22 protein-coding genes and 2 tRNA genes are annotated in these 19955 nt (G+C 33.5%); 20 read left to right on the forward strand and 4 right to left on the reverse strand.

Annotated features, from left to right (window positions below):
- Window positions 1-22: 22 nt before the first annotated feature.
- From VB776_RS09595 to VB776_RS09610, 4 genes are all read left to right on the forward strand, one after another.
- Entirely contained in the window at window positions 23-1243 is a 1221-nt protein-coding gene (locus VB776_RS09595) for an alanine dehydrogenase (RefSeq protein ID WP_323328415.1), read from the forward strand.
- A gap of 160 nt (window positions 1244-1403) precedes the next feature.
- Window positions 1404-1805 carry a hypothetical protein gene (locus VB776_RS09600; RefSeq protein WP_323328417.1) on the forward strand — a complete coding sequence of 134 codons (402 nt, stop codon included), beginning with the start codon at window positions 1404-1406 and terminating at the stop codon, window positions 1803-1805.
- A 191-nt stretch (window positions 1806-1996) separates the two neighbouring features.
- Window positions 1997-2200, forward strand: a complete 204-nt coding sequence (locus VB776_RS09605) for a hypothetical protein (RefSeq protein ID WP_184133650.1) — start codon at window positions 1997-1999, stop codon at window positions 2198-2200.
- A 105-nt stretch (window positions 2201-2305) separates the two neighbouring features.
- Window positions 2306-2902, forward strand: a complete 597-nt coding sequence (locus VB776_RS09610; RefSeq protein ID WP_323328419.1) for a Crp/Fnr family transcriptional regulator — start codon at window positions 2306-2308, stop codon at window positions 2900-2902.
- Here VB776_RS09610 and xerD read toward each other — a convergent pair.
- Window positions 2892-3812 (reverse strand): site-specific tyrosine recombinase XerD, encoded by a 921-nt coding sequence (xerD, locus tag VB776_RS09615; protein WP_323328421.1) that lies wholly within the window; start codon window positions 3810-3812, stop codon window positions 2892-2894. The genes VB776_RS09610 and xerD overlap by 11 nt on opposite strands.
- A 125-nt stretch (window positions 3813-3937) precedes the next feature.
- Between xerD and aroQ the strand changes: the two genes are divergently transcribed.
- The 4 genes from aroQ (at window position 3938) to VB776_RS09635 (ending at window position 6756) form a co-directional block, all read left to right on the forward strand.
- Window positions 3938-4363 (forward strand): type II 3-dehydroquinate dehydratase, encoded by a 426-nt coding sequence (gene aroQ / locus VB776_RS09620; RefSeq protein ID WP_184133645.1) that lies wholly within the window; start codon window positions 3938-3940, stop codon window positions 4361-4363.
- A gap of 92 nt (window positions 4364-4455) precedes the next feature.
- Window positions 4456-5505 (forward strand): aminotransferase class V-fold PLP-dependent enzyme, encoded by a 1050-nt coding sequence (locus tag VB776_RS09625; RefSeq protein ID WP_323328424.1) that lies wholly within the window; start codon window positions 4456-4458, stop codon window positions 5503-5505.
- A gap of 2 nt (window positions 5506-5507) precedes the next feature.
- Window positions 5508-6083 (forward strand): MarC family protein, encoded by a 576-nt coding sequence (locus VB776_RS09630; RefSeq protein WP_323328425.1) that lies wholly within the window; start codon window positions 5508-5510, stop codon window positions 6081-6083.
- A 34-nt stretch (window positions 6084-6117) separates the two neighbouring features.
- Complete coding sequence (locus VB776_RS09635; protein ID WP_323328427.1) at window positions 6118-6756, forward strand: ribonuclease H family protein; 639 nt, start codon at window positions 6118-6120, stop codon at window positions 6754-6756.
- Between the two features lie 61 nt (window positions 6757-6817).
- Here VB776_RS09635 and VB776_RS09640 read toward each other — a convergent pair whose 3' ends face one another.
- From VB776_RS09640 to VB776_RS09650, 3 genes are all read right to left on the reverse strand, one after another.
- Window positions 6818-7747, reverse strand: a complete 930-nt coding sequence (locus VB776_RS09640; RefSeq protein ID WP_323328429.1) for a hydroxypyruvate isomerase family protein — start codon at window positions 7745-7747, stop codon at window positions 6818-6820.
- Window positions 7748-7845: 98 nt separating this feature from the next.
- A complete protein-coding gene (locus VB776_RS09645; RefSeq protein ID WP_323328431.1) occupies window positions 7846-8931 on the reverse strand; it encodes an MBL fold metallo-hydrolase in 1086 nt (361 codons plus the stop codon).
- Window positions 8932-9002: 71 nt separating this feature from the next.
- On the reverse strand, window positions 9003-10184 hold the full coding sequence (locus tag VB776_RS09650) for a cation:proton antiporter (protein WP_323328433.1): 1182 nt from the start codon (window positions 10182-10184) through the stop codon (window positions 9003-9005).
- Window positions 10185-10264: 80 nt separating this feature from the next.
- Between VB776_RS09650 and VB776_RS09655 the strand changes: the two genes are divergently transcribed.
- From VB776_RS09655 to VB776_RS09710, 12 genes are all read left to right on the forward strand, one after another.
- Complete coding sequence (locus tag VB776_RS09655) at window positions 10265-10684, forward strand: thiol-disulfide oxidoreductase DCC family protein (protein WP_323328436.1); 420 nt, start codon at window positions 10265-10267, stop codon at window positions 10682-10684.
- Window positions 10685-10791: 107 nt separating this feature from the next.
- Window positions 10792-11676, forward strand: a complete 885-nt coding sequence (gene fabD / locus VB776_RS09660; protein WP_323328438.1) for an ACP S-malonyltransferase — start codon at window positions 10792-10794, stop codon at window positions 11674-11676.
- Window positions 11677-11833: 157 nt separating this feature from the next.
- A tRNA-Gln gene (locus tag VB776_RS09665) sits at window positions 11834-11904 on the forward strand.
- A gap of 70 nt (window positions 11905-11974) precedes the next feature.
- Window positions 11975-12045 (forward strand) — tRNA-Gln (locus VB776_RS09670).
- A 244-nt stretch (window positions 12046-12289) separates the two neighbouring features.
- Complete coding sequence (glmM, locus tag VB776_RS09675) at window positions 12290-13681, forward strand: phosphoglucosamine mutase (RefSeq protein ID WP_323328440.1); 1392 nt, start codon at window positions 12290-12292, stop codon at window positions 13679-13681.
- Window positions 13682-13827: 146 nt separating this feature from the next.
- Window positions 13828-14970, forward strand: coding sequence for a cysteine desulfurase family protein (locus tag VB776_RS09680; protein WP_323328442.1), 1143 nt, complete (start codon window positions 13828-13830; stop codon window positions 14968-14970).
- A 258-nt stretch (window positions 14971-15228) separates the two neighbouring features.
- A complete protein-coding gene (eat, locus tag VB776_RS09685) occupies window positions 15229-16572 on the forward strand; it encodes an ethanolamine permease (protein WP_323328445.1) in 1344 nt (447 codons plus the stop codon).
- 46 nt (window positions 16573-16618) lie between these two features.
- The gene (locus VB776_RS09690) at window positions 16619-17341 is read left to right on the forward strand and encodes an alpha/beta fold hydrolase (RefSeq protein ID WP_323328447.1); all 723 of its coding nucleotides are present in this window, start codon (window positions 16619-16621) and stop codon (window positions 17339-17341) included.
- A 12-nt stretch (window positions 17342-17353) separates the two neighbouring features.
- Complete coding sequence (locus VB776_RS09695) at window positions 17354-17890, forward strand: DNA polymerase III subunit psi (RefSeq protein WP_323328449.1); 537 nt, start codon at window positions 17354-17356, stop codon at window positions 17888-17890.
- 101 nt (window positions 17891-17991) lie between these two features.
- Window positions 17992-18759, forward strand: coding sequence for a TIGR04255 family protein (locus VB776_RS09700; protein ID WP_323328450.1), 768 nt, complete (start codon window positions 17992-17994; stop codon window positions 18757-18759).
- Complete coding sequence (locus tag VB776_RS09705) at window positions 18752-19285, forward strand: hypothetical protein (protein WP_323328452.1); 534 nt, start codon at window positions 18752-18754, stop codon at window positions 19283-19285. Before VB776_RS09700 ends, VB776_RS09705 begins: the two co-directional genes overlap by 8 nt.
- Before the next feature lie 37 nt (window positions 19286-19322).
- Window positions 19323-19769 carry a hypothetical protein gene (locus VB776_RS09710; protein ID WP_323328454.1) on the forward strand — a complete coding sequence of 149 codons (447 nt, stop codon included), beginning with the start codon at window positions 19323-19325 and terminating at the stop codon, window positions 19767-19769.
- The last annotated feature ends 186 nt before the right edge of the window (window positions 19770-19955 follow it).

Below are 19955 nucleotides of genomic sequence, written 5' to 3' on the forward strand. Positions count from 1 at the left end.
TAATTGAAATTAAGCAATCAAAATGGCTCAACCCTCAGGATTTAAAGAAGTACTTGCTCAGTCAGGATTAATGACGCAAGAGGCATTGGTTTGGACAAAACAAAATGCCAAAAGCCTTTTCATAGGTCTTCCTCGTGAAGTATCAATGCAAGAGCATAGGATTTCGCTAACACCTGATGCCGTTGCTTTACTAATCAGAAATGGGCATAGAGTATTGATTGAAACAGGAGCAGGGAATGGTGCAAAATTTACTGATAATCAATATTCAGAAGCTGGAGCTCAAATAGTTTATTCAACTGAAGAGCTTTTCAAAGCAGATGTAATTGTAAAAATTCAGCCGCTGACTGATGATGAAATTGAGTATTTACAACATGGCGCAACGGTAGTTTCTTCGTTGAACATGTCGAAATTGACGAAAGAGTATTTCGAAAAGTTGAATCGCAAGAAAATAACGGGCTTGTGTTATGAATACATTGAAGATAATGCTGGCGGAATTCCCATTATTCGTGCCATGTCTGAAATTGCAGGAAGTACAGTAATGCTCATTGCTGCCGAATGTTTGAGCAGTGCCAATAATGGAATGGGCGTAATTTTAGGGGGAATTACTGGAGTACCACCGACCAAAGTAGTAATTCTAGGTGCAGGAACGGTTTCAGAATATGCTGCAAGAATTGCAATTGGTTTAGGTGCAGATTTGAAAGTATTTGATAAAGATATTTTTAAATTACAACGATTGAAGTACTCGGTTGGTCAAAATATTTATACTTGTATCATTGATTCTAATGTGCTAACCCAAGCCATTCGTGATGCCGATGTTGTAATTGGTGCTTTGCGTGCAGAGGATGGTTTTACTCCTTGTATTGTTACTGAAGAAATGGTTTCGATGATGAAACCTGATTCTGTAATTATTGATGTTTGTATTGATAGAGGAGGTTGTTTTGAAACGTCAGAAATTACCACACATGACAAACCCATTTTTAGGAAATACGGTGTTATTCATTATTGTGTGCCAAATATTCCTTCAAGAGTAGCACATACTGCAAGTCAGGCTCTGAGTAATATTTTTACGTCCTTTTTGTTGAAAACTGGTAAAACTGGTGGAATAGAAGAGGCGATTTTTGCGAACAAAGCATTTATGAAAGGAGTTTATTCTTTCAAAGGAAGTTTGACCAATGCCAACATTGCCAAGAAATTTGGTTTGAATTATAAAGATTTAAGTTTGCTGTCTGCGGCAAGATTTTAGTTTATAAGACTAGAGGACTTTAGGACTTGAAGACTTTAGAATTGAAGGAGTTTATGAATGTAAGATTTTAAGACTTTTTTACTTTTAAAAACAGTATTCTTAAAATTAGTTCTCCAATCCTAAAGTCTTCAAGTCCCTAAGTCCACAAAATAAAAAAACAATGATTGAAGATTACACAGCTATATCAAATGCACCCAATTCTCCAGATTTGAATGGGAAATATTTGGGCATTATTTCTGCTGATTTTGCTTTGGTAGCAGAATTTTTGAAAGAAGCATCTTATCAAATTAGAACGAGAGGATTCTCTAAATTCCCAATTTTTGCAGTTTCACAAAATCCGGTTCAAATCGGACAAAAGCTAATTGGTATTCATGAAATGAGTGGAAATACTTGGAATTATCATGCTTCGTTTGTGGAAGAATTTGTTCAAAGAGAAATTATTGCAGAAGAAAATTTAGAGGTTTTTCAGTCAAGTTATAAAGATGCAGACGAATACTGCTGTCTTTTTGTGCTTGATAGAGATTTTGCAAGTTTTATCTATATTCCATTTCCAGAGGATTGACGATGAAAAAAACTGATTGGTGTAAACATAAAATATAATTATATTTATAAAAAAAATAATTATATGAATATTATATAAATATTAAATTACGTTTATTAACTTTACGAGCTCAACCACTAAGCTTATTTCTAATGCAGCTGGTTTAGTTTGTATAAAGGAAGTAAGCAATTTAATCATTAAATATAATCATTATGTTAAACCCAATCTTAGGCATAGGCTCTCGTATTCGTCATACGGATTATGGAGACGGTGTAGTTGTTAATGTAAAATCAAACGGCTACGTAATTACTTTTACTCAAACGGATTCAAAAGAAATTAAATTTGATTATCCACTAGAAATCATTGAAGAAGTAGAAAGAGATAATGACCTCGTCACTTATCTTATGTGGAATTAAAAAATCACATTGAAACCAGAAATATTTTTAACTTTGTTGAATGCTGAGTGTAGTTTTAAACTAAACTCAGCATTTTTTTTGATATTGAATTAAGACAATTAGAATATGGTTTACTTCCCTTTCGATAAAACGAATCTTGTCAAAGAATCGATTTTTAAGCTTGCGAATTTCTCTACGGAAGAATGGGAGTTTTATAAACAATTGCTAGAAGAAGTTTCGTTTCCTAAAAAAGCATTTTTGACAGTTCGTGGAGAGGTAGAAAAATATGCTTACTTCATCATTGAAGGAGCTGTTAAATACGAAGCATTTACGCAAGAGGGTAAGGGAATTTGTGTCGATTTAGGCTTCAAAGGGAATTTTGTTAGCTCTTTTGCTTCTTGTTTATCTCAACAAGCTTCTCATATTTCAATTCAGGCGGTAACGGCAGTTAATGCTTTTCGTTTATACTACCCGAAAGTGTTGGAATTGATGGAAAAATCTAAAAATGCCGAACGTTTTCATCGACTAATTGCTGAACAATTGTATGTTCGTGAAAGCAAACGTACTTATTCGTTGATTTCAAAAAATGCAGAACAAAGATATTTATATTTGCTTGAAAATCAGCCAGATGCCTTAAGATTAATTCCCATCAAAGATTTAGCTTCCTATTTAGGCATTCATCCCGATAGTTTGAGCCGTATCCGAAATCACATCAAACTTTAAGATGCTTTTTACTTCTTGGATGAAAATCTACGATGGTTTGTTGTAAATACTCTCGGTCTAAGTGGGTGTAAATTTCGGTAGTTGTTATTGATTCATGTCCCAACATTTCCTGAACGGCACGCAAATCTGCTCCGCCTTCTATTAAATGTGTGGCAAAAGAATGCCTAAAAGTATGCGGACTCACGTTTTTATGAATGCCAGCTTGTGCTACTAAGTCTTTGATAATCAGGAAAATCATTACTCTGGTAAGTTTGTTTCCTCTTCTGTTTAAAAAAACATAATTACCAGCTTCTTCTTTTATTACCTGAAATTTTCGAATGTTTTCTAAGTAAATTTCAAGATAATGAATGGCATCTCTACCAATTGGCACAAGCCTTACTTTATTGCCTTTTCCGATAATTCTGATAAAACCGATGTCTAAAAAGCATTCGGTTAATTGCATTTCAACCAATTCAGAAACTCGTAAACCAGAACTGTAAAGTACTTCTAAAATAGCACGATTTCTAGCACCTTCGGGTGTAGAAAGGTCGATGACAGATAATATTTTTTCTATTTCGGGGAAAGAAAGAGTAGGAGGTAATTTCCTGCCAATTTTCGGAGAAGCCATCAAATCCATCGGGTCTGTTTTGATAACATCTTCCAATAAAAGATATTTAAAAAATGCTTTCAGTCCTGATAAAATACGAGCTTGAGAAGTAGTTTCTAAGCCCAATTCGCCCATGTAAGTAAAGAAATTAAAAATATGCTTTTCGTTGACTGTTTCAGGATTAATGTCATTTTCGCCAGCAATTTCAAGGTATTGCCATAATTTATGAACATCACGAAGGTAAGCTTCTATCGAATTTTCAGAAAGAGAACGTTCTAAAGTAAGATAGCTTTTGAAATTTTTTAGATAGCTTTGCCATAGCATAGATATTAATATGGGATTTATTGAAAATTTGAGTTAAAACAGAAAATATTAATTCAAAGATAGTCAAAAACCATTTGTGAAGCATTGCTTTACAGATTTGGAATAACCTTTCATGTAGAAAAACAATGTCAAAGAAAAAAATTATCATCATCAATGGTCCAAATTTGAATTTATTGGGCAAGCGTGAGCCAGAAATTTATGGTCACCAGACTTTCGAGCAATATTTTGAGGTATTAAAAGATAAATATTCAGATAAAGTAGATTTAGTATATTTTCAGTCGAATCATGAAGGTTTTTTGATTGATAAGATTCATGAAATCGGTTTTTCTTACGACGGTATTGTATTGAATGCTGGTGCTTTTACGCATACTTCAATTGCTTTGGCTGATGCCATTGCTGGTGTTAAAACGCCCGTTGTTGAAGTACATATCTCAAATGTTCATAAGCGTGAAGAATTCCGTCATCATAGTTATATCAGTAAAAATTCTATCGGAATTATTATTGGTTTTGGTTTGCGTGGCTACGATTTTGCGATTCAAACATTTTTATAAAATTGGATAGGCGTGAGGCAGTATTGTAAAATTCAAGGATTACGCCGATTAACACCGTTAACGGTTAACCGATTTCGGATAACATTAAGTAAATGATAACCTTTTATCCAGGTCCTTCAAAAGTATATCCGCAGGTTGCAAAATACATGCAAAATGCTTTTGAAGAAGGCGTTTTGAGTATCAATCATCGCAGTGCAGAATGTATGGAAATCACGAAAAGTGCGATTCAACTTTTGCACGAAAAATTGAATATTCCAATTGATTACAGCATTTACTTTGTTTCTTCGGCAACAGAGGCTTGGGAAATTATTGCTCAGTCGCTTACTTCAAAAAAAACGACACATTTTTATAATGGAGCTTTTGGCGAAAAATGGGCGGATTACAGCAGTAAAATCGTAGGGCAAACCGATAGAATTCCATATTCATTAACAGAAAGCCCATCTGTTAATTTAGCATTGAATGCAGAAGTTGAAGTACTTTGTTTAACTCAAAACGAAACTTCTAACGGTACGCAAATCAAAGATTTTAGTCCGTTCAGAAAAGCTTTTTCGGAAAGCATTATTGCAGTTGATGTTACTTCATCTTTAGGTGGAATTGAATTAGATTGGGAAAATGGAGATGTTTGGTTTGCTTCTGTTCAGAAGTGTTTGGGCTTGCCTGCTGGTATGGGCATTATGATTTGTTCGCCAAGAGCGTTAGCAAAAGCCGAACAAATTAATGATAGAAAATACTACAATAGCCTATTGTTTATGCAAGAGAATTTTGCCAAATTTCAAACACATTATACGCCAAATGTATTAAGTATTTACTTGTTGAATAAAGTTTTAAGTGATATTTCTAATATTTCTGTGATTTCTGAAAAAATTAAAAAACAAGCGAAAGATTGGTATGATTTCTTTAATAGTTCTGATAAATTTGGTTTAAATTGTTTGGTGCAAAATATTGAAATACAGTCAGATACTGTAATTGCTGTACAAGGCGACGAACAACAAATTAAAGCGATAAAAGAGCGAACTAAAATATCGGGCATTACGTTGGGAAATGGCTACGGTACTTGGAAAAATACAACTTTTAGGATTGCTAATTTTCCTGCTATAGAACCGTTTGAAATAAGTAAACTCAAAGAAATTTTACAATCATAGCAATGGAATTAAATTTTAAAGAAATCATTTCGGTTTCACTCATTCTTTTTTCAGTCATTGATATTTTAGGCTCAATTCCTGTCATTATTGATATTCGTAGAAAAACAGGAGATATTCACGCCGAACAAGCAACGCTAGTTTCAGGGGGAATTATGATTGGTTTTTTATATGTCGGAAAATCTATTTTAAATCTTTTTGGAGTTGATATTAATTCTTTTGCCATTGCTGGGGCTTTAATTATTTTCTTGATTGGTCTGGAAATGACACTTGGTAGAAATATTTTCAAATCCGAAGAATCCACAGGTGGTGCAAAAGCGGCTTCTATTGTACCACTGGCTTTTCCAGTAATTGCAGGTGCAGGAACGATGACTACGATTCTTTCCTTGAAATCGCAATTTGATGAAATCAATATTTTAGTGGGAATTTTACTGAATTTAGTATTTATCTATACCGTTTTGCGAGCTTCGCAATGGATAGAAAACCGTTTGGGACAAGTAGGAGCAAACGTTTTAAGAAAAGTTTTTGGCGTAATTTTATTAGCGATTTCTATTAAAATTATCAAATCAAGAATTGGATAATTGTTTTAGTAAGAATTTAAAGAATCGATTGACATTGGCAAAGAAACCAAAATTTTATGTAGTCTGGAAAGGACGCAAAACAGGCGTTTTTGAAACTTGGGCTGAAACAGAAGAACAAGTAAAAGGTTTTGAAACGGCTCAATATAAATCTTTTGAAAGCAGAAAAGAAGCTGATGATGCCTTCAAAGGAAATTATTGGCAATCTGTTCAGAAAACACAAAGTGGAGCTACTGGGAAATCAAGTAAATCTGCGGCTTTAGTAGGAAAACCGTTACAAGAAAGTATTTCAGTTGATGCAGCTTGTGCCGGAAATCCAGGGAAATTAGAGTACCAAGGCGTTGAAACTGCTACGAAAAGAGTACTTTTTGCAATGGGGCCATTTCCTGAAGGAACGGTAAATATTGGTGAGTTTTTAGCAATTGTTCACGGTTTGGCTTTTTTGCAGAAACATAATTCAACTTTACCAATTTATTCAGATTCAAAAACGGCTATTAGCTGGATTAAAAATAAAGCAGTAAAGACAAAGCTTGAACGAAATGCTAAAAATGAAGAGCTTTTTCAATTAGTAGATAGAGGAATACTTTGGTTGCAAAACAATAAATACAGCAATAAAATCCTGAAATGGGAAACCGAATTTTGGGGTGAAAATCCTGCTGATTATGGTAGGAAATAGATTTTAAGGTTTTTTCAATAGGATTGGACTTAAATCCAATCCTATTTTTATAAGTATATATTTAAGCTAAATCAGAAGCACGATAAGCTTCAATTAACTTCATTTCGCCTTCTTTGCCACCGATTGAATTTCCATGTTCCATTCCCAAAATAAATTCACCTCTATTGGTCGCTTTGGCTTTTTCGTGAATATGTTTGAATAAGAATTTATAATTTACTTCACCAGTTGTTGGTTCTTTTCTACCCGGCTCATCGCCAATTTGGAAGTACGCAATTTCGTCCCAAACCCAATCCATGTGTTGTGTCATGCGTCCTTCGTTGCGTTGCATGTGCCACATATCAAACAAAATTTTACATGATGGACTATTCACCGCTTTACAAATCAAATAAGATTGGTCTGAATGGCGTAAAAATAAATCTGCATTATCCGAAAGCGGTTCCATCACCATTACTAAACCATGTGGTTCAAAAATTTCAGCACCTCTTCTAAAAGCATCAATCACATTTGCTGTTTGTACACCAATCGGAAGGTTTCTTTCGAAATAACCGGGTACAATCGTCATATATTTAGCATTACAACGTTTGGCAACTTCAACCGCTTTTTTACAAGTATTCACAAAAACATCTTTGAATTCTTGTTTGCCTGTTGCCAACGAAGTTTTCCAATTATCGCCACCATCAATTACAAAAACGCCCATCGACATATCCAATTTAGCCATTGTGTCGCCGATTTTCTTTTGTAATTCTGGACTTCTACCCATCATACCATTATCTTCTAAAGCCCGAAAACCCATTTCGTGCATAAATTTCAATTGGTCGATTTCATCTTTTCCCGCAGAATTTTGGAACATGCCAAAATGCGGAGCATATTTTAATTTAAATACAGGTTGAGGAGTTGCTAAGTTTACTTGGTCAGCCGATTTTGCGAATGAAGGCAAAGTAGCTAAACCAGTACCAGCAATGATGTTTTTAGTGAAATCTCTTCTTTTCATAGTTTGAGTAATATTTAGATTTTAATAGTCGCTTGACCATTCACAAATATAAAAGAAGCAATTCAAAAGTATGTATGGCTTTGTAATACATCAATATTTTAAAAATTCCACCAGACTTTTTGTGGATAAATACTGTCTAAAACCACTGGTTCGCCAATAATGGGGGTTGTAAGTTTGATGTCTGAATGTGCTAAGCTTTTTGTTAAGCGATTGATTGGTTCGTTCCAAGCATGATAACCTAAAGCAAATTTTGCCCAGTGTACAGGCATTAATACTTTGGTTTGTAATTCTTCGGCTACCTTAGCGGTTTCTTCGGGCGAAGTATGAATTAATGGCCAATCTTTTCCATATTGTCCATTTTCTAATAAAGCAATATCAAATGGTCCGAATTTTTCGCCAATGATTTTAAAATGCTCATCATAACCAGAATCTCCTCCGATAAAAATATTGTAATTGTCAATATTCAAAACAAAAGAAGACCAAAGTGTTTTTCCACGAGTAAAGCCTCGTCCTGAAAAATGCCTTGCTGGTATTGAAGTAATCGTTAAGTTGTCTGCTACTTTCTGGCTTTCCCACCAATCAAATTCTACAATATTTTCTGGTTTTACACCCCAATGTTCAAGATGTGCGCCAACGCCTAAAGCAGTATAAAATTTCTTTACTTTAGGAATTAATTTGCTGATAGTCACGTAATCAAGATGGTCGTAATGGTCATGCGAGAGAACAAGCATGTCGATATTTGGAAAATCTTCTACTTCATAAGCATCAGCACCTTTGAATGCTTTTCCAAAAAATGAAACAGGAGAAGCCGATCCACTAAAAACTGGGTCAACTAAAATGTTTGTGTTTTTCGATTTAATTAGATAGGAAGAATGCCCAAACCAAACAATTGTTGGTTTTTCAGCATGTAATTTTTTTAAATCTGTTTTAACGGATGGAATTTCACGATCTGGTTCTACAGTTTTAGGTTTATTCAGAAAATCTTTAAACATTCCCCAATAAGAAGCCTCTTTTGGCATTACTTCAGTAACAGAAAGGTTTTGGAAAGAACCAGCTTTATAATTGGGTGATTTTTCGATACGAGCTAGACGGTCGCCTGAAGGGTCTTTCCCAAAAACTTTTTGTTGCATAAAAATATAGATGCCAATAGCAATAAAGGCAACAAAAAAAAGGATGGTTAGCATAATTTTGCATAAGGATTTAATTTTCAATTTCTTGCGAGTTAGCTTAATTAAAACAATTAATCTGCTAACATCTATTCTTGATGATTTTGTTCATTTTGATTCACATTCATCAACCCAAACATCATGACTAATGCCGTTAACACAATCACTTGAATGATTAATGATTTATTCATGAGTGGAATATGCTGTTCTGGTTCAATGGCTAAAAAAAGTAAAATGGTTATTAATCCTCTTGGTGCCACAAAAAGTAAAGGTTTAAGTTGAAGTTTTGATAATTTTAATTGAATGGCTCGAATCAGAAAAATTATCAATACAATGCCAACAGCCCAACTTAGCGTATCGGTATTTAAAATTTCAGCAGATTCGATGAGATAACCGAATAATATAAAAAATAAAGCTCTGATTAAAAAAGTAGCTTCTCCAACTAGCTCATGAAATTTGTTGACTTCAATTTCTAATTGTTCGGGTTTTAATTGCTGAATCCAAGGAAATCGTTTTAGTTTATCAAGATTCCCTAGAAATAGCCCTAAAAGAAGAATAAAAATCAAGCTTGGTAAATGATAAATTTTTGCGATGTCATAAATCAGAATAACTAATAAAATGATTGGTCCGAACTTTATAGAATGGTCTATTTTACTTAATAGAAAAGATAAAGTAGCTGTAGAAACAAACGAAATAATGCTTATAATTAATAATTCCAGCCCAAAATCCATAAATGAATTGAAGCTTATTGTTGAATTCAATGCTACAAAATTGAAAAAAAGTACGCCAATAATATCTGATAAACTACTTTCATAAATAATAAATTCTTTATCGTGAGGTTTTAAGTTTTTAACACTTGGAATGGCTATGGCACTACTCACAACACAAAGCGGAATTACATTTAAAAGGTTATCTTTGAAGGAGTTTTCTCCAAAATATTGAAAAACAAAAGCTAAGAAAAATGCTAAAATTAGCATTGGAAAAAAACCGACGAGAAAGGATTTTTTGATAATCGGAATTTTAGATTTGTCTAATTCTAGCTCTAAAGCTCCTTCTAATACAATCAATATTAATCCGATTGTCCCCAAAATAGGCAGAATCGGATTGAGGTTTGGAACATGAACTTGAGCAAATGTTGTAACCTGTTTTGCAAGCCAGCCCAACAGTAATAAGAGTATTACCGACGGGATTTTGGTTCGAGATGATGTTAAATCAAATGCGTAAGCAATTAATAGTAAGGAACAAATGGTTATAATAATGGTTGTAGTCATATTCTGAATGATTAAAGTTTAATTTTATTATTAATGCTATTGACCTTCCGATTAAACTCGTTGTACTAAGATAATATTTTATGGGAAATATACATTCTCCTTTAACAGATCAACAGATAATTCTATTTGATGGCGTATGTAATTTTTGTAACGCTTCCATCAATTTTGTGATTGAGCATGACAATCAAAAGCGTTTTAAATTTGCTTCTTTACAATCTGACTTTGGATATGAAACTTTGAAAAAGTACAATAGAAATACTTCAGATTTTGATTCAGTTATTTTGTTGAAAAACAATAGGTTATACATTAAATCAGAAGCAGCTTTAGAAATTGCCAAAGATTTGTCAGGTTTTTGGAAGTATTTATCGGTATTCAATATTTTACCTACTTTTATCCTTGATTTTTTTTATGATTTGATTGCAAAAAATCGTTATAAACTCTTCGGAAAATCAGAGGTTTGTAGAATGCCAAGTCCTGATTTAAAAGAAAGATTTCTCTGAACGAATAGTAAATAGTTGATTTGAATAGTTAATTTTGCGGACTTTTAGAGTCATAGAAACGCTATACTCTTTTACTTATTTTTACTCACATTCATTTAATTATTCAAATGAAAGCATACGTTTTCCCGGGTCAAGGCTCTCAATTTAAGGGCATGGGTAAAGACCTTTACGATAATTCAGCATCAGCTAAGGCATTATTCGAGCAAGCAAACGAAATTTTAGGTTTTCGTATCACAGATATTATGTTTGAAGGAACTGACGAAGAACTCAAACAAACTAAAGTAACTCAACCAGCTATTTTCTTGCATTCTGTTATTTTAGCCAAAGAAACCGCTGATTTCAAACCAGAAATGGTTGCTGGACATTCATTAGGTGAATTCTCTGCATTAGTTTCTGTGGGTGCTTTGAGTTTTGAAGATGGATTGAGATTAGTTGCTGCACGTGCTTTAGCCATGCAAAAAGCTTGCGAAAATAATCCTTCGACGATGGCAGCGGTTTTAAACCTTTCGGATGAAGTAATTGAAGAAATTTGTGCTTCTATTACAGACGAAGTGGTTGTAGCAGCTAATTATAACTGTCCGGGTCAAGTAGTGATTTCAGGTTCAAACGAAGGCGTGGCAAAAGCTGGCGAAAAATTGAAAGAAGCAGGAGCGAAAAGAGTATTATTATTACCAGTAGGCGGTGCATTTCACTCGCCATTGATGGAATCTGCTCGTGAAGAATTAGCAGCAGCCATTGAAGCTACTCATTTTGAACAACCAGCTTGTCCGATTTACCAAAATGTAAATGCGCAGCCTTCAACAGATGTTGAAACAATTAAAGCAAATCTTATTTCACAATTGACAGGTGCAGTTCGTTGGACGCAATCTGTAAGAAATATGGTTGAAGATGGAGCAACAGTTTTTGTAGAATGTGGTCCAGGTAAAGTATTACAAGGTTTGGTGAAAAAGATTGCTCCAGCCGTAGAAACAAGTGGCGTTTCATTATCATAAGAATATAAATAGATAAATTCGAACCTTTTTTGAAAAGTTAATGAACAAATATTCAATTACTTAGGAAGTTGAATGGACGTAAATAATTAATTTTTGAAAAAAGAGCTTGACAAAACCAAATTATACTACTAATTTTGCACCACAATTCAATTGCGATTGACCGATGGTGTAATGGTAACACTACAGTTTTTGGTACTGTCATTCATGGTTCGAATCCATGTCGGTTAACAAAAGGTTTCTTAAAACAACTGTTTTAAGAAACCTTTAATTAACAAGTCAAATCACAAAAGAATTAAATTGACCGATGGTGTAATGGTAACACTACAGTTTTTGGTACTGTCATTCATGGTTCGAATCCATGTCGGTTAACAAAAGCCTTCAGACTTTACAGTTTGAAGGCTTTTATGTTAATATCATTTTTCTAAAATGAAAATACTTGTTTTACGACTTATTTGATGTTTAAAAAACACGTATAGAAACAAAAAAATTACCGTTAGATAAATTTATGTACAATTAAATAGATACAATTCGGGTTTATTTTAAGAAACAGGCATTTTTATATTAACTTTAGTTTTTGATAATTTAACTATCTCCTTTAAATTTTATTAAGCAATTGACACTAATCAAATCAATATCGGGCATCAGAGGAACTATAGGTGGAAAAGCGGGAGAAGCCTTAACACCTTTAGACGTTGTTAAATTTACAGCTGCTTTTGGCACTTGGTTAAAGCGGAAAAATCCCGAAACACTTAAAATTGTAGTGGGTCGTGATGCTCGTCTTTCTGGCGACATGGTTTCCAAATTAGTAACAGGAACGCTACAAAGTTTAGGTTTAAGTGTAATTGATTTAGGACTTTCTACAACACCAACAGTTGAAATGGCTGTACCAGCTGAAAAAGCGGCTGGAGGAATTATTTTAACGGCAAGTCATAATCCAATTCAATGGAATGCCTTGAAATTATTGAATGCTACTGGTGAATTTATTTCAGGAAATGATGGAGAAGAAATGCTTCAAATTGCTGAAAATGAGGATTTTGATTTTGTAGATGTCAAGAAATTGGGTACTTATATCCAAGACAATACTTGGCTTCAAAAGCATATTGACTTGATTTTGGCTTTGCCATTGGTTGATGTTGAGGCAATTAAAAATAAAGATTTTAAAGTAATTATTGATGCTGTAAACTCTTCAGGAGGAATTGCTTTACCAATGTTATTGGAAGCTCTTGGCGTAACACAAATTACAAAATTACATTGCGAGCCAACAGGGTATTTTGCTCATAATCCTGAGCCTTTGCCTGAAAATTTAACAGATATAACCAACGCAATGGAAAAAGGTAAGTTCGATTTAGGAATCGTTGTAGATCCTGATGTTGACCGACTTTGTTTCATGTGTGAAGATGGTTCACCTTTTGGAGAAGAATATACTTTAGTAGCTGTTGCAGATTATATTTTACAAAACAAAAAAGGGAATTCAGTTTCTAACCTTTCTTCAACTCGTGCTTTGCGTGATGTTACTGAAAAGGCTGGTGGAAAGTATTATGCTTCGGCAGTGGGTGAAGTAAACGTAGTGACTTTGATGAAATCTTCGAAAGCAGTAATTGGGGGAGAAGGAAACGGAGGAATTATTTATCCAGAATTACATTACGGTCGTGATGCTTTGGTTGGAATCGCCTTATTTTTAACACATTTAGCAAAAGCAGGAAAACGAATTTCTGTATTAAGAAAAGGTTATCCAGAGTATTATATTTCAAAAAATAAGATTGAATTAACGCCAGAAATTGACGTTGATGGAGTATTAGAAGCGATTAAAAAGAAATACTCTAAGAATCCAATTAATGATATTGATGGGGTGAAAATTGAATTTGATAAGGAATGGGTTCATCTCAGAAAATCAAATACAGAGCCAATTATTAGAATTTACTCAGAATCAGATTCTATTACAAAGGCAGCCAATTTAGCCAAGAAATTGATAAGCGATATTAAAGAGATAGTAGCTTCAATATAAGCTTATATAGTATTAATGTTTTGAAAATGTCAGGCTTTGGTCTGGCATTTTTAGTTTTTAAAAATACCCATTAGTTATAGAGAAGTGATAGACTTTTAAATGACTGTTTATCAACAAAACACTTCATTAATCTCCAAATTAATTCAATGAATAGAATTTATTTAGATAATGCAGCAACAACTCCGATGGATAGAGCTGTTATCGACGCAATGTTACCCATGATGGAATCCAGTTTTGGAAATCCATCATCAATCCATACTCATGGTCGTGAAGTTCGTAATACGATTGAACGTGCTAGAAAATCAATTGCTGGTTTATTAAATACTTCCCCTGCTGAAATTTTCTTTACTTCTGGCGGAACGGAAGCTGATAATACTGCCATCGTTCGTTCTATCGAAGACTTTGGCATTACTCATGCCATTACCTCTCGTTTAGAACATCACGCTGTATTGCATACTTTGGAGTACTTGGCTAAAAAGGGTAAAATTAAATTAAGTTATGTTGAACTAGACGATAAAGGCCACATTGATTTAACACATTTAGATGAATTACTACGGGATAATCCTAAAACATTGGTTTCGTTAATGCACGGAAATAACGAAATTGGTAATTTGTTAGATTTGAATGTTGTAGGACAATTGTGTGAAGATTATGGTGCAATTTTTCATTCGGATACTGTACAAACGATGGCACATTATCGTCATGATTTGCAACAATTGAAAATAGATTTCTTGGTGGGTGCGGCACATAAATTTCATGGACCAAAAGGGATTGGCTTTTTGTATATCAATGCAAAAAACAAAATCACGCCATTTATTCATGGTGGTTCACAAGAAAGAAATATGCGTGGTGGCACTGAAAATGTGTATGGAATCGTAGGTTTAGCCAAAGCATTAGAAATTGCCTATTCAGGAATGGACGAGCATAGAAAACATGTTGAAGCATTGAAAGCCAGAATGATTCATAGACTAAGTACAGAATTAGATGGCATCGAATTCAACGGAGATTCTGCTAATTTAGAAAGAAGTCTTTATACTGTTCTAAACGTAAGTTTCCCACCATCTGAAGAAGCGGATATGTTTTTGTTTAATTTAGACATTAACAAGATCTCAGCTTCTGGCGGAAGTGCTTGTACAAGTGGTTCAGATATTGGCTCACACGTGTTAACAGCCTTGAATGTTTCACCTGAAAGACCTTCAGTGAGATTTTCGTTCTCGAAATATAACACGGTAGAAGAGATTGATTATGTAGTGGACAAACTGGTAAGTATTCTGAAAGTAACCGCTTAGTAAGCGATATTATCTATTTAGAATTTAATACAAAAGGCTCAGAGATTCTCTGAGCCTTTTGTATATTTGTTTAATTGCCAATTGTAAAATGGCTTTCAGTGGTCAGCTTTCGGTCGTCAATTTTTAGATATTGACGTTGTTTTAACGGAATTATCATCCATGAAAGGCTTCATTTATTGAATATTGAAGCATATTTTTAAATATAAATAGCATTATCAATTCATCAAATTTATAATCCTTCATTAATACTTTAAACTTATGCAGAAAACTGATAGTGAATTTCCAATACCTGAAACACATCAACCAACCTTAAAAAAAGTAATCAACACCACTCAATTATGGGCAATTGCAGTTGGGCTAGTAATTTCGGGTGAATATTTTGGCTGGAATTATGGCTGGGCTTCATCTGGAACAATTGGCTTTTTAATTGCTACTTTATTGGTAACGGTGATGTACGTTACTTTTATTTTTTCTTACACAGAACTCACTACTTCTATTCCTCATGCTGGTGGGGCGTTTGATTACGCTCATCGTGCTTTTGGAAGAGTAGGAGGTTTTATTGCTGGTTTTGCCACTTTAGTTGATTTTTTATTAGCACCGCCAGCCATCGCTTATGCTTTAGGAAGCTATGTGCATTTTTTGCATCCCGCTATTCCAGTAGTGCCAACGGCTATCGCAATGTATGTGATTTTTATCACGATTAACCTTTTCGGTATCAAAGAATCTGCCCGTTTTTCCCTGTTTGTTACAATTTTGTCTGTTGTGGAATTGATAATTTTTATTGCGGTTATTTTTCCTTTTTACAAAACAGAAAACTTTCTAGCACATAATCCTCCTACGATTACTGCTAACAGTATTTTTGCTGGAATACCTTTTGCTATATGGTTTTTTGTAGCGATTGAAGGTGTAGCAATGGTAGCAGAAGAAGTAAAAGAACCACGAACAACGATTCCCAAAGCCTATATTTCAAGTATAATTACTTTAGTGATTTTGGCTTTGGGCGTAATGATTTTAAGCGGAGGTGTTGGCGATTGGCGAACTTTAAGTAATATTGACTATCCTTTGCCCGAAACGCTTTCAATGGCTTTGGGGAAAAATAATAGTCTTTCGAAAATATTTGCTAGTTTAGGACTCTTTGGTTTGATTGCTTCGTTTCATTGTAACACGATTAGTTACTCTCGACAAATTTTTGCTTTAGCTCGTGCTGGTTATTTGCCTAAATTTTTATCAATTGTCAACAGAAAATATCATACGCCACATTGGGCTTTGATTGCTGGAGGATTTGTAGGAGCAATCGCTATTTTTACGGGAACGACCGACAAAATCATCATCATGTCGGGTTTGGGAGCTGTGGTCATGTATGCGATGAGTATGTTGAGTTTATTAGCTTTGCGTAAAAAAGAACCAACACTCGACCGCCCATTTATCGCACCATTTTATCCATATTTTCCCTTAATTGCCCTCGTGTTGTCTGTTGTATGTATGTTCGCTATTATGTATTATAATCAGTGGTTAAGTATATTGTTTTTTGGAAGTTTAGTGGTGTGTTTACTTGGATTCTTACTAAAATTTAGAGGGAGAGAAATCCCGAAAAATCATTAAAATAAAGCGAATAAAACCTTTTGGTTAGCATTCGTGAATGAATATTATGAAAAAAGCAGTTGTATTATTACATGGTTTTGGTGAAGATGCTACCATTTGGAGTGGTTATGTACCTTTTTTGCAAAAGGATTTTTACATGATTGTTCCAGAATATGCACGACTGAGTAATTTGAAATCAATTGAAGATTATGCCGATTTTGTTGAAAAAGACGTTACTTCAAAAGGATTTGAAAAGTGTGTTATCATTGGGCATTCGATGGGTGGTTATATCGCTTTAGCTTTTGCTGAAAAATATCCTGAGAAAGTATTGGGTTTAGGGCTTTTTCATTCTACTGCTTTTGCAGATTCAGATGAAAAAAAGGCGGCTAGAGATAAGAATGTTGAGTTTTTGAAAACTCATGGTGCTGAAGCTTTTATCAAAGTATCAACGCCTAATTTATATGCGGAAGCTTTTGCTAAAAAGTATCCTGAAATTATTCAAAAACATATTGAGGCTTCTTCAACCTTGCCTCTCGAAGCATTGATTGCTGGAATGGAAGCCATGCGTGACCGTCCCGACCGTAAACATGTGTTAAAATCTTTACGTTGCCCAGTGATGTTTATTATCGGGGAAAAAGATAAAAGTGTGAACCCAGCAGATGCTAAAGCACAGATTATGATTCCTAAATTTTTCTCATCGTCAATACTTGATGAAGTAGGACACATGGGAATGATTGAAGAACCAGAAGATTGCTTGAAATTTGTAGGAAAGTTTTTGTTAAAATGCTAATTGTAGGAGATAATGCCTGAGAATAATACCATACTTTTTCAACAACTTTTTGCAGGAGAACAATTGTATGTAATTCCTGAAAAAACGGTGCAAAACGAAGAAGTATCTGTTGAAAAAAAACTGATTGTAGCACCAGTTGCTGAACAAGTTGTATCAGCAGTAAAAGTTGAAAAAGTACAAGAACCTTTACATTTTGTTCCCAACCATAGAGTAGTTATTTTGGTGGACGATTGTAGTGATGCCGACCAAGCTTTATTGGGAAAAATCCTCACAGCAGTGAAATTAAATCTTAATCAAGTAGATTTGGTTCGCTTGGCTGATTTGAGCCAGATGAATGCTAGAACAGCTTTTTCTCAGAATTTAATCAGTCATTTTATCACTTTTGGTGTGGCTTTACAGCAAATTAAGCTTGAAATTCCCCTCAATCCATATCAAACCAAAGAAATAAAAAACATTCGCTTCTTATTTTCAGATGCTTTAAGTGAATTGCAAAATGATGTAGAAAAGAAAAAAGCCCTTTGGAAGGCTTTGCAGGAAATGTTTTTGTAGATAAAAATAAAAGAAGCTTTGGTTATACTTAGTGAAAATTAAAGAATTATTATAAGGAACCAAAAATTATATTTTCCTAATTTTACAAGAAAAAATAAGCAATGTTTGATTTTCCAGATATACCCAAAACAGAGTACAAAAGAACTTTTTTGAGAAGTTCAATATTTAATATTGAGTTCGATTATGTTATCGAATGGGAAAACCACATAGAGGAAATAAGTAAACTATTCAAAGAAAACTTTTTTATAAATAATAGGGAGGAAACAAATTTTCTGTCATCCCGAGATAAATCTAAAGAGATTAATATTGAGAAACATAATAAGACAATTGAATTTAAATCAAAAGATGGCTTAAACGTCATTGCCTTTGAAAACAATGTATTGGCGATAGTTTTACATGGAAAAAGTTATAAGTCATTTAATAGTTTCAGAACTATTTTTGGTGAAGTCGAAATCTTATTAAAAAATGAACTCTCTAATTATCAAATAAAAAGGTTGTCAGAAAGGAAGGTAAATATCATTGACTTTACACTTAATGATAATAACGGTGCAATTACTTTGAAGCAATTACTTAACTCTGAATTAGTAGGTAGTATAGATTATATCCCCAATATTAATTATATCAAACAATCAATTAATAGTATCGTTTTTGAGAAAGATGAAGCAAGTCTAAATATAAAATATGGTTATAATAAAATAAATGACTCAATTGGACAAATAATATTAGATTTAACTATGTTTACTGGTTTGAATACAATTAGTAATAAAAATCTTATAGATACTTTTAGCGATATTAATACAGAGTTATATAGAGCATTTAATTGGGCAATCACGGATGATTATAAAGAAATAATGAAAAGCGATGAGTAAGACTTCTGAAATTTCTTGGACGAATAGTAATCAATTGGAAGATACCTCAAAGGTGTATCAAGATTATAGAAAGATTCAAAATAGCAGACAAAGTATTTTGAATTTTCGCAAAAAACTTAAAGAAACAATTATTATAAATGATTTTGTATATATACAACCTTCATTTATAATCTCTGATTTTCCAATTTGGAATTATGAGAAAATTTCTCCATTTCAAAAACTGTCGAAAGATGAGAAAATAAAAACTTATATTACTAACAAAGATGATGTTTGGCTTTTAGACGCTTTTTTTGATATAAATGTTAGTTTCGATGAACTGGATGATAAATTTATAGAAAACCTTTTCTTAAACGCTGACTTCCAATTTTATCTGAATGAAGAGGAGAATTATTTATTCATTTGTAACTCAGAATTATTAGAGTACGATTTTGGAAAATTAAAAGTAATATCTCCGCTGAATGCTCTTAGAAAATATGGTTTACGAAAATTAGAACAAGCCAAAGAAAAAGTATATGTAAAGGTCTAATAGTATGCCTAAGCCATCATTAATACAAATTCTAAATTTGGGTCCTACCGTTGAACCTTTTGAAAGAGTTGATTTTAAACGAAAAGTATTAGAAGGAGAAGATTTGACAGCACCTTTTGAACATTTAGTTTATGATGCTACTGAAAATAGTTTTCCTTCTGACGTAATATTAGCAGAAGCTAATGATATTATTAACGAAAATGCCAAGGAGGCAACTTACCTATGGGTTATTGATAACGAAGGATTAAGGATTATACCAGAAAATACACCAAATGAAAAATCTTCAAGAAAAGTAGTGTGTCATACTAACTTAACAGGTGGAAAGAATGCTTTACAGGGAGGAGAACTATGGTTTGGCAAAGATAATCATGTGTATGTAAATAATAAATCTGGACGATATGGTTGTAGCACAATTAAGCAAAGAGAAGCTATAATAGAATATTTTAAGTGTGTCGGCTATAAGAATGTTATACAATTACGATAGTTATTTACTTGGTAGATTCAGTCAGAATCTACCAAGTAAACAAATTTTTACGCCTTCTGATCTACAGTGGCTTCCCTTTAATCTTGTAAATATTTAATAATCAACACATTGCCAATAAAATAACCCCGAAGAAGTGTCAATACTGGCAATTTTCGGGGTTTTTCTGTATTTTGTTACTGCTAAGAA

Origin of the sequence: Arcicella gelida, from assembly GCF_034931025.1 — a bacterium.
Classification (GTDB): Bacteria; Bacteroidota; Bacteroidia; order Cytophagales; family Spirosomataceae; genus Arcicella; species Arcicella gelida.

What these genes read in the sequence shown, in the direction of transcription:
- VB776_RS09595 (WP_323328415.1), top strand. Translation starts at nt 23, where the DNA reads ATGGCTCAACCCTCAGGATTTAAAGAAGTACTTGCTCAGTCAGGATTA.
- VB776_RS09600 (WP_323328417.1), top strand. Translation starts at nt 1,404, where the DNA reads ATGATTGAAGATTACACAGCTATATCAAATGCACCCAATTCTCCAGAT.
- VB776_RS09605 (WP_184133650.1), top strand. Translation starts at nt 1,997, where the DNA reads ATGTTAAACCCAATCTTAGGCATAGGCTCTCGTATTCGTCATACGGAT.
- VB776_RS09610 (WP_323328419.1), top strand. Translation starts at nt 2,306, where the DNA reads ATGGTTTACTTCCCTTTCGATAAAACGAATCTTGTCAAAGAATCGATT.
- xerD (WP_323328421.1), bottom strand. Translation starts at nt 3,812, where the DNA reads ATGCTATGGCAAAGCTATCTAAAAAATTTCAAAAGCTATCTTACTTTA.
- aroQ (WP_184133645.1), top strand. Translation starts at nt 3,938, where the DNA reads ATGTCAAAGAAAAAAATTATCATCATCAATGGTCCAAATTTGAATTTA.
- VB776_RS09625 (WP_323328424.1), top strand. Translation starts at nt 4,456, where the DNA reads ATGATAACCTTTTATCCAGGTCCTTCAAAAGTATATCCGCAGGTTGCA.
- VB776_RS09630 (WP_323328425.1), top strand. Translation starts at nt 5,508, where the DNA reads ATGGAATTAAATTTTAAAGAAATCATTTCGGTTTCACTCATTCTTTTT.
- VB776_RS09640 (WP_323328429.1), bottom strand. Translation starts at nt 7,747, where the DNA reads ATGAAAAGAAGAGATTTCACTAAAAACATCATTGCTGGTACTGGTTTA.
- VB776_RS09645 (WP_323328431.1), bottom strand. Translation starts at nt 8,931, where the DNA reads ATGCTAACCATCCTTTTTTTTGTTGCCTTTATTGCTATTGGCATCTAT.
- VB776_RS09650 (WP_323328433.1), bottom strand. Translation starts at nt 10,184, where the DNA reads ATGACTACAACCATTATTATAACCATTTGTTCCTTACTATTAATTGCT.
- VB776_RS09655 (WP_323328436.1), top strand. Translation starts at nt 10,265, where the DNA reads ATGGGAAATATACATTCTCCTTTAACAGATCAACAGATAATTCTATTT.
- fabD (WP_323328438.1), top strand. Translation starts at nt 10,792, where the DNA reads ATGAAAGCATACGTTTTCCCGGGTCAAGGCTCTCAATTTAAGGGCATG.
- VB776_RS09680 (WP_323328442.1), top strand. Translation starts at nt 13,828, where the DNA reads ATGAATAGAATTTATTTAGATAATGCAGCAACAACTCCGATGGATAGA.
- eat (WP_323328445.1), top strand. Translation starts at nt 15,229, where the DNA reads ATGCAGAAAACTGATAGTGAATTTCCAATACCTGAAACACATCAACCA.
- VB776_RS09690 (WP_323328447.1), top strand. Translation starts at nt 16,619, where the DNA reads ATGAAAAAAGCAGTTGTATTATTACATGGTTTTGGTGAAGATGCTACC.
- VB776_RS09695 (WP_323328449.1), top strand. Translation starts at nt 17,354, where the DNA reads ATGCCTGAGAATAATACCATACTTTTTCAACAACTTTTTGCAGGAGAA.
- VB776_RS09700 (WP_323328450.1), top strand. Translation starts at nt 17,992, where the DNA reads ATGTTTGATTTTCCAGATATACCCAAAACAGAGTACAAAAGAACTTTT.
- VB776_RS09705 (WP_323328452.1), top strand. Translation starts at nt 18,752, where the DNA reads ATGAGTAAGACTTCTGAAATTTCTTGGACGAATAGTAATCAATTGGAA.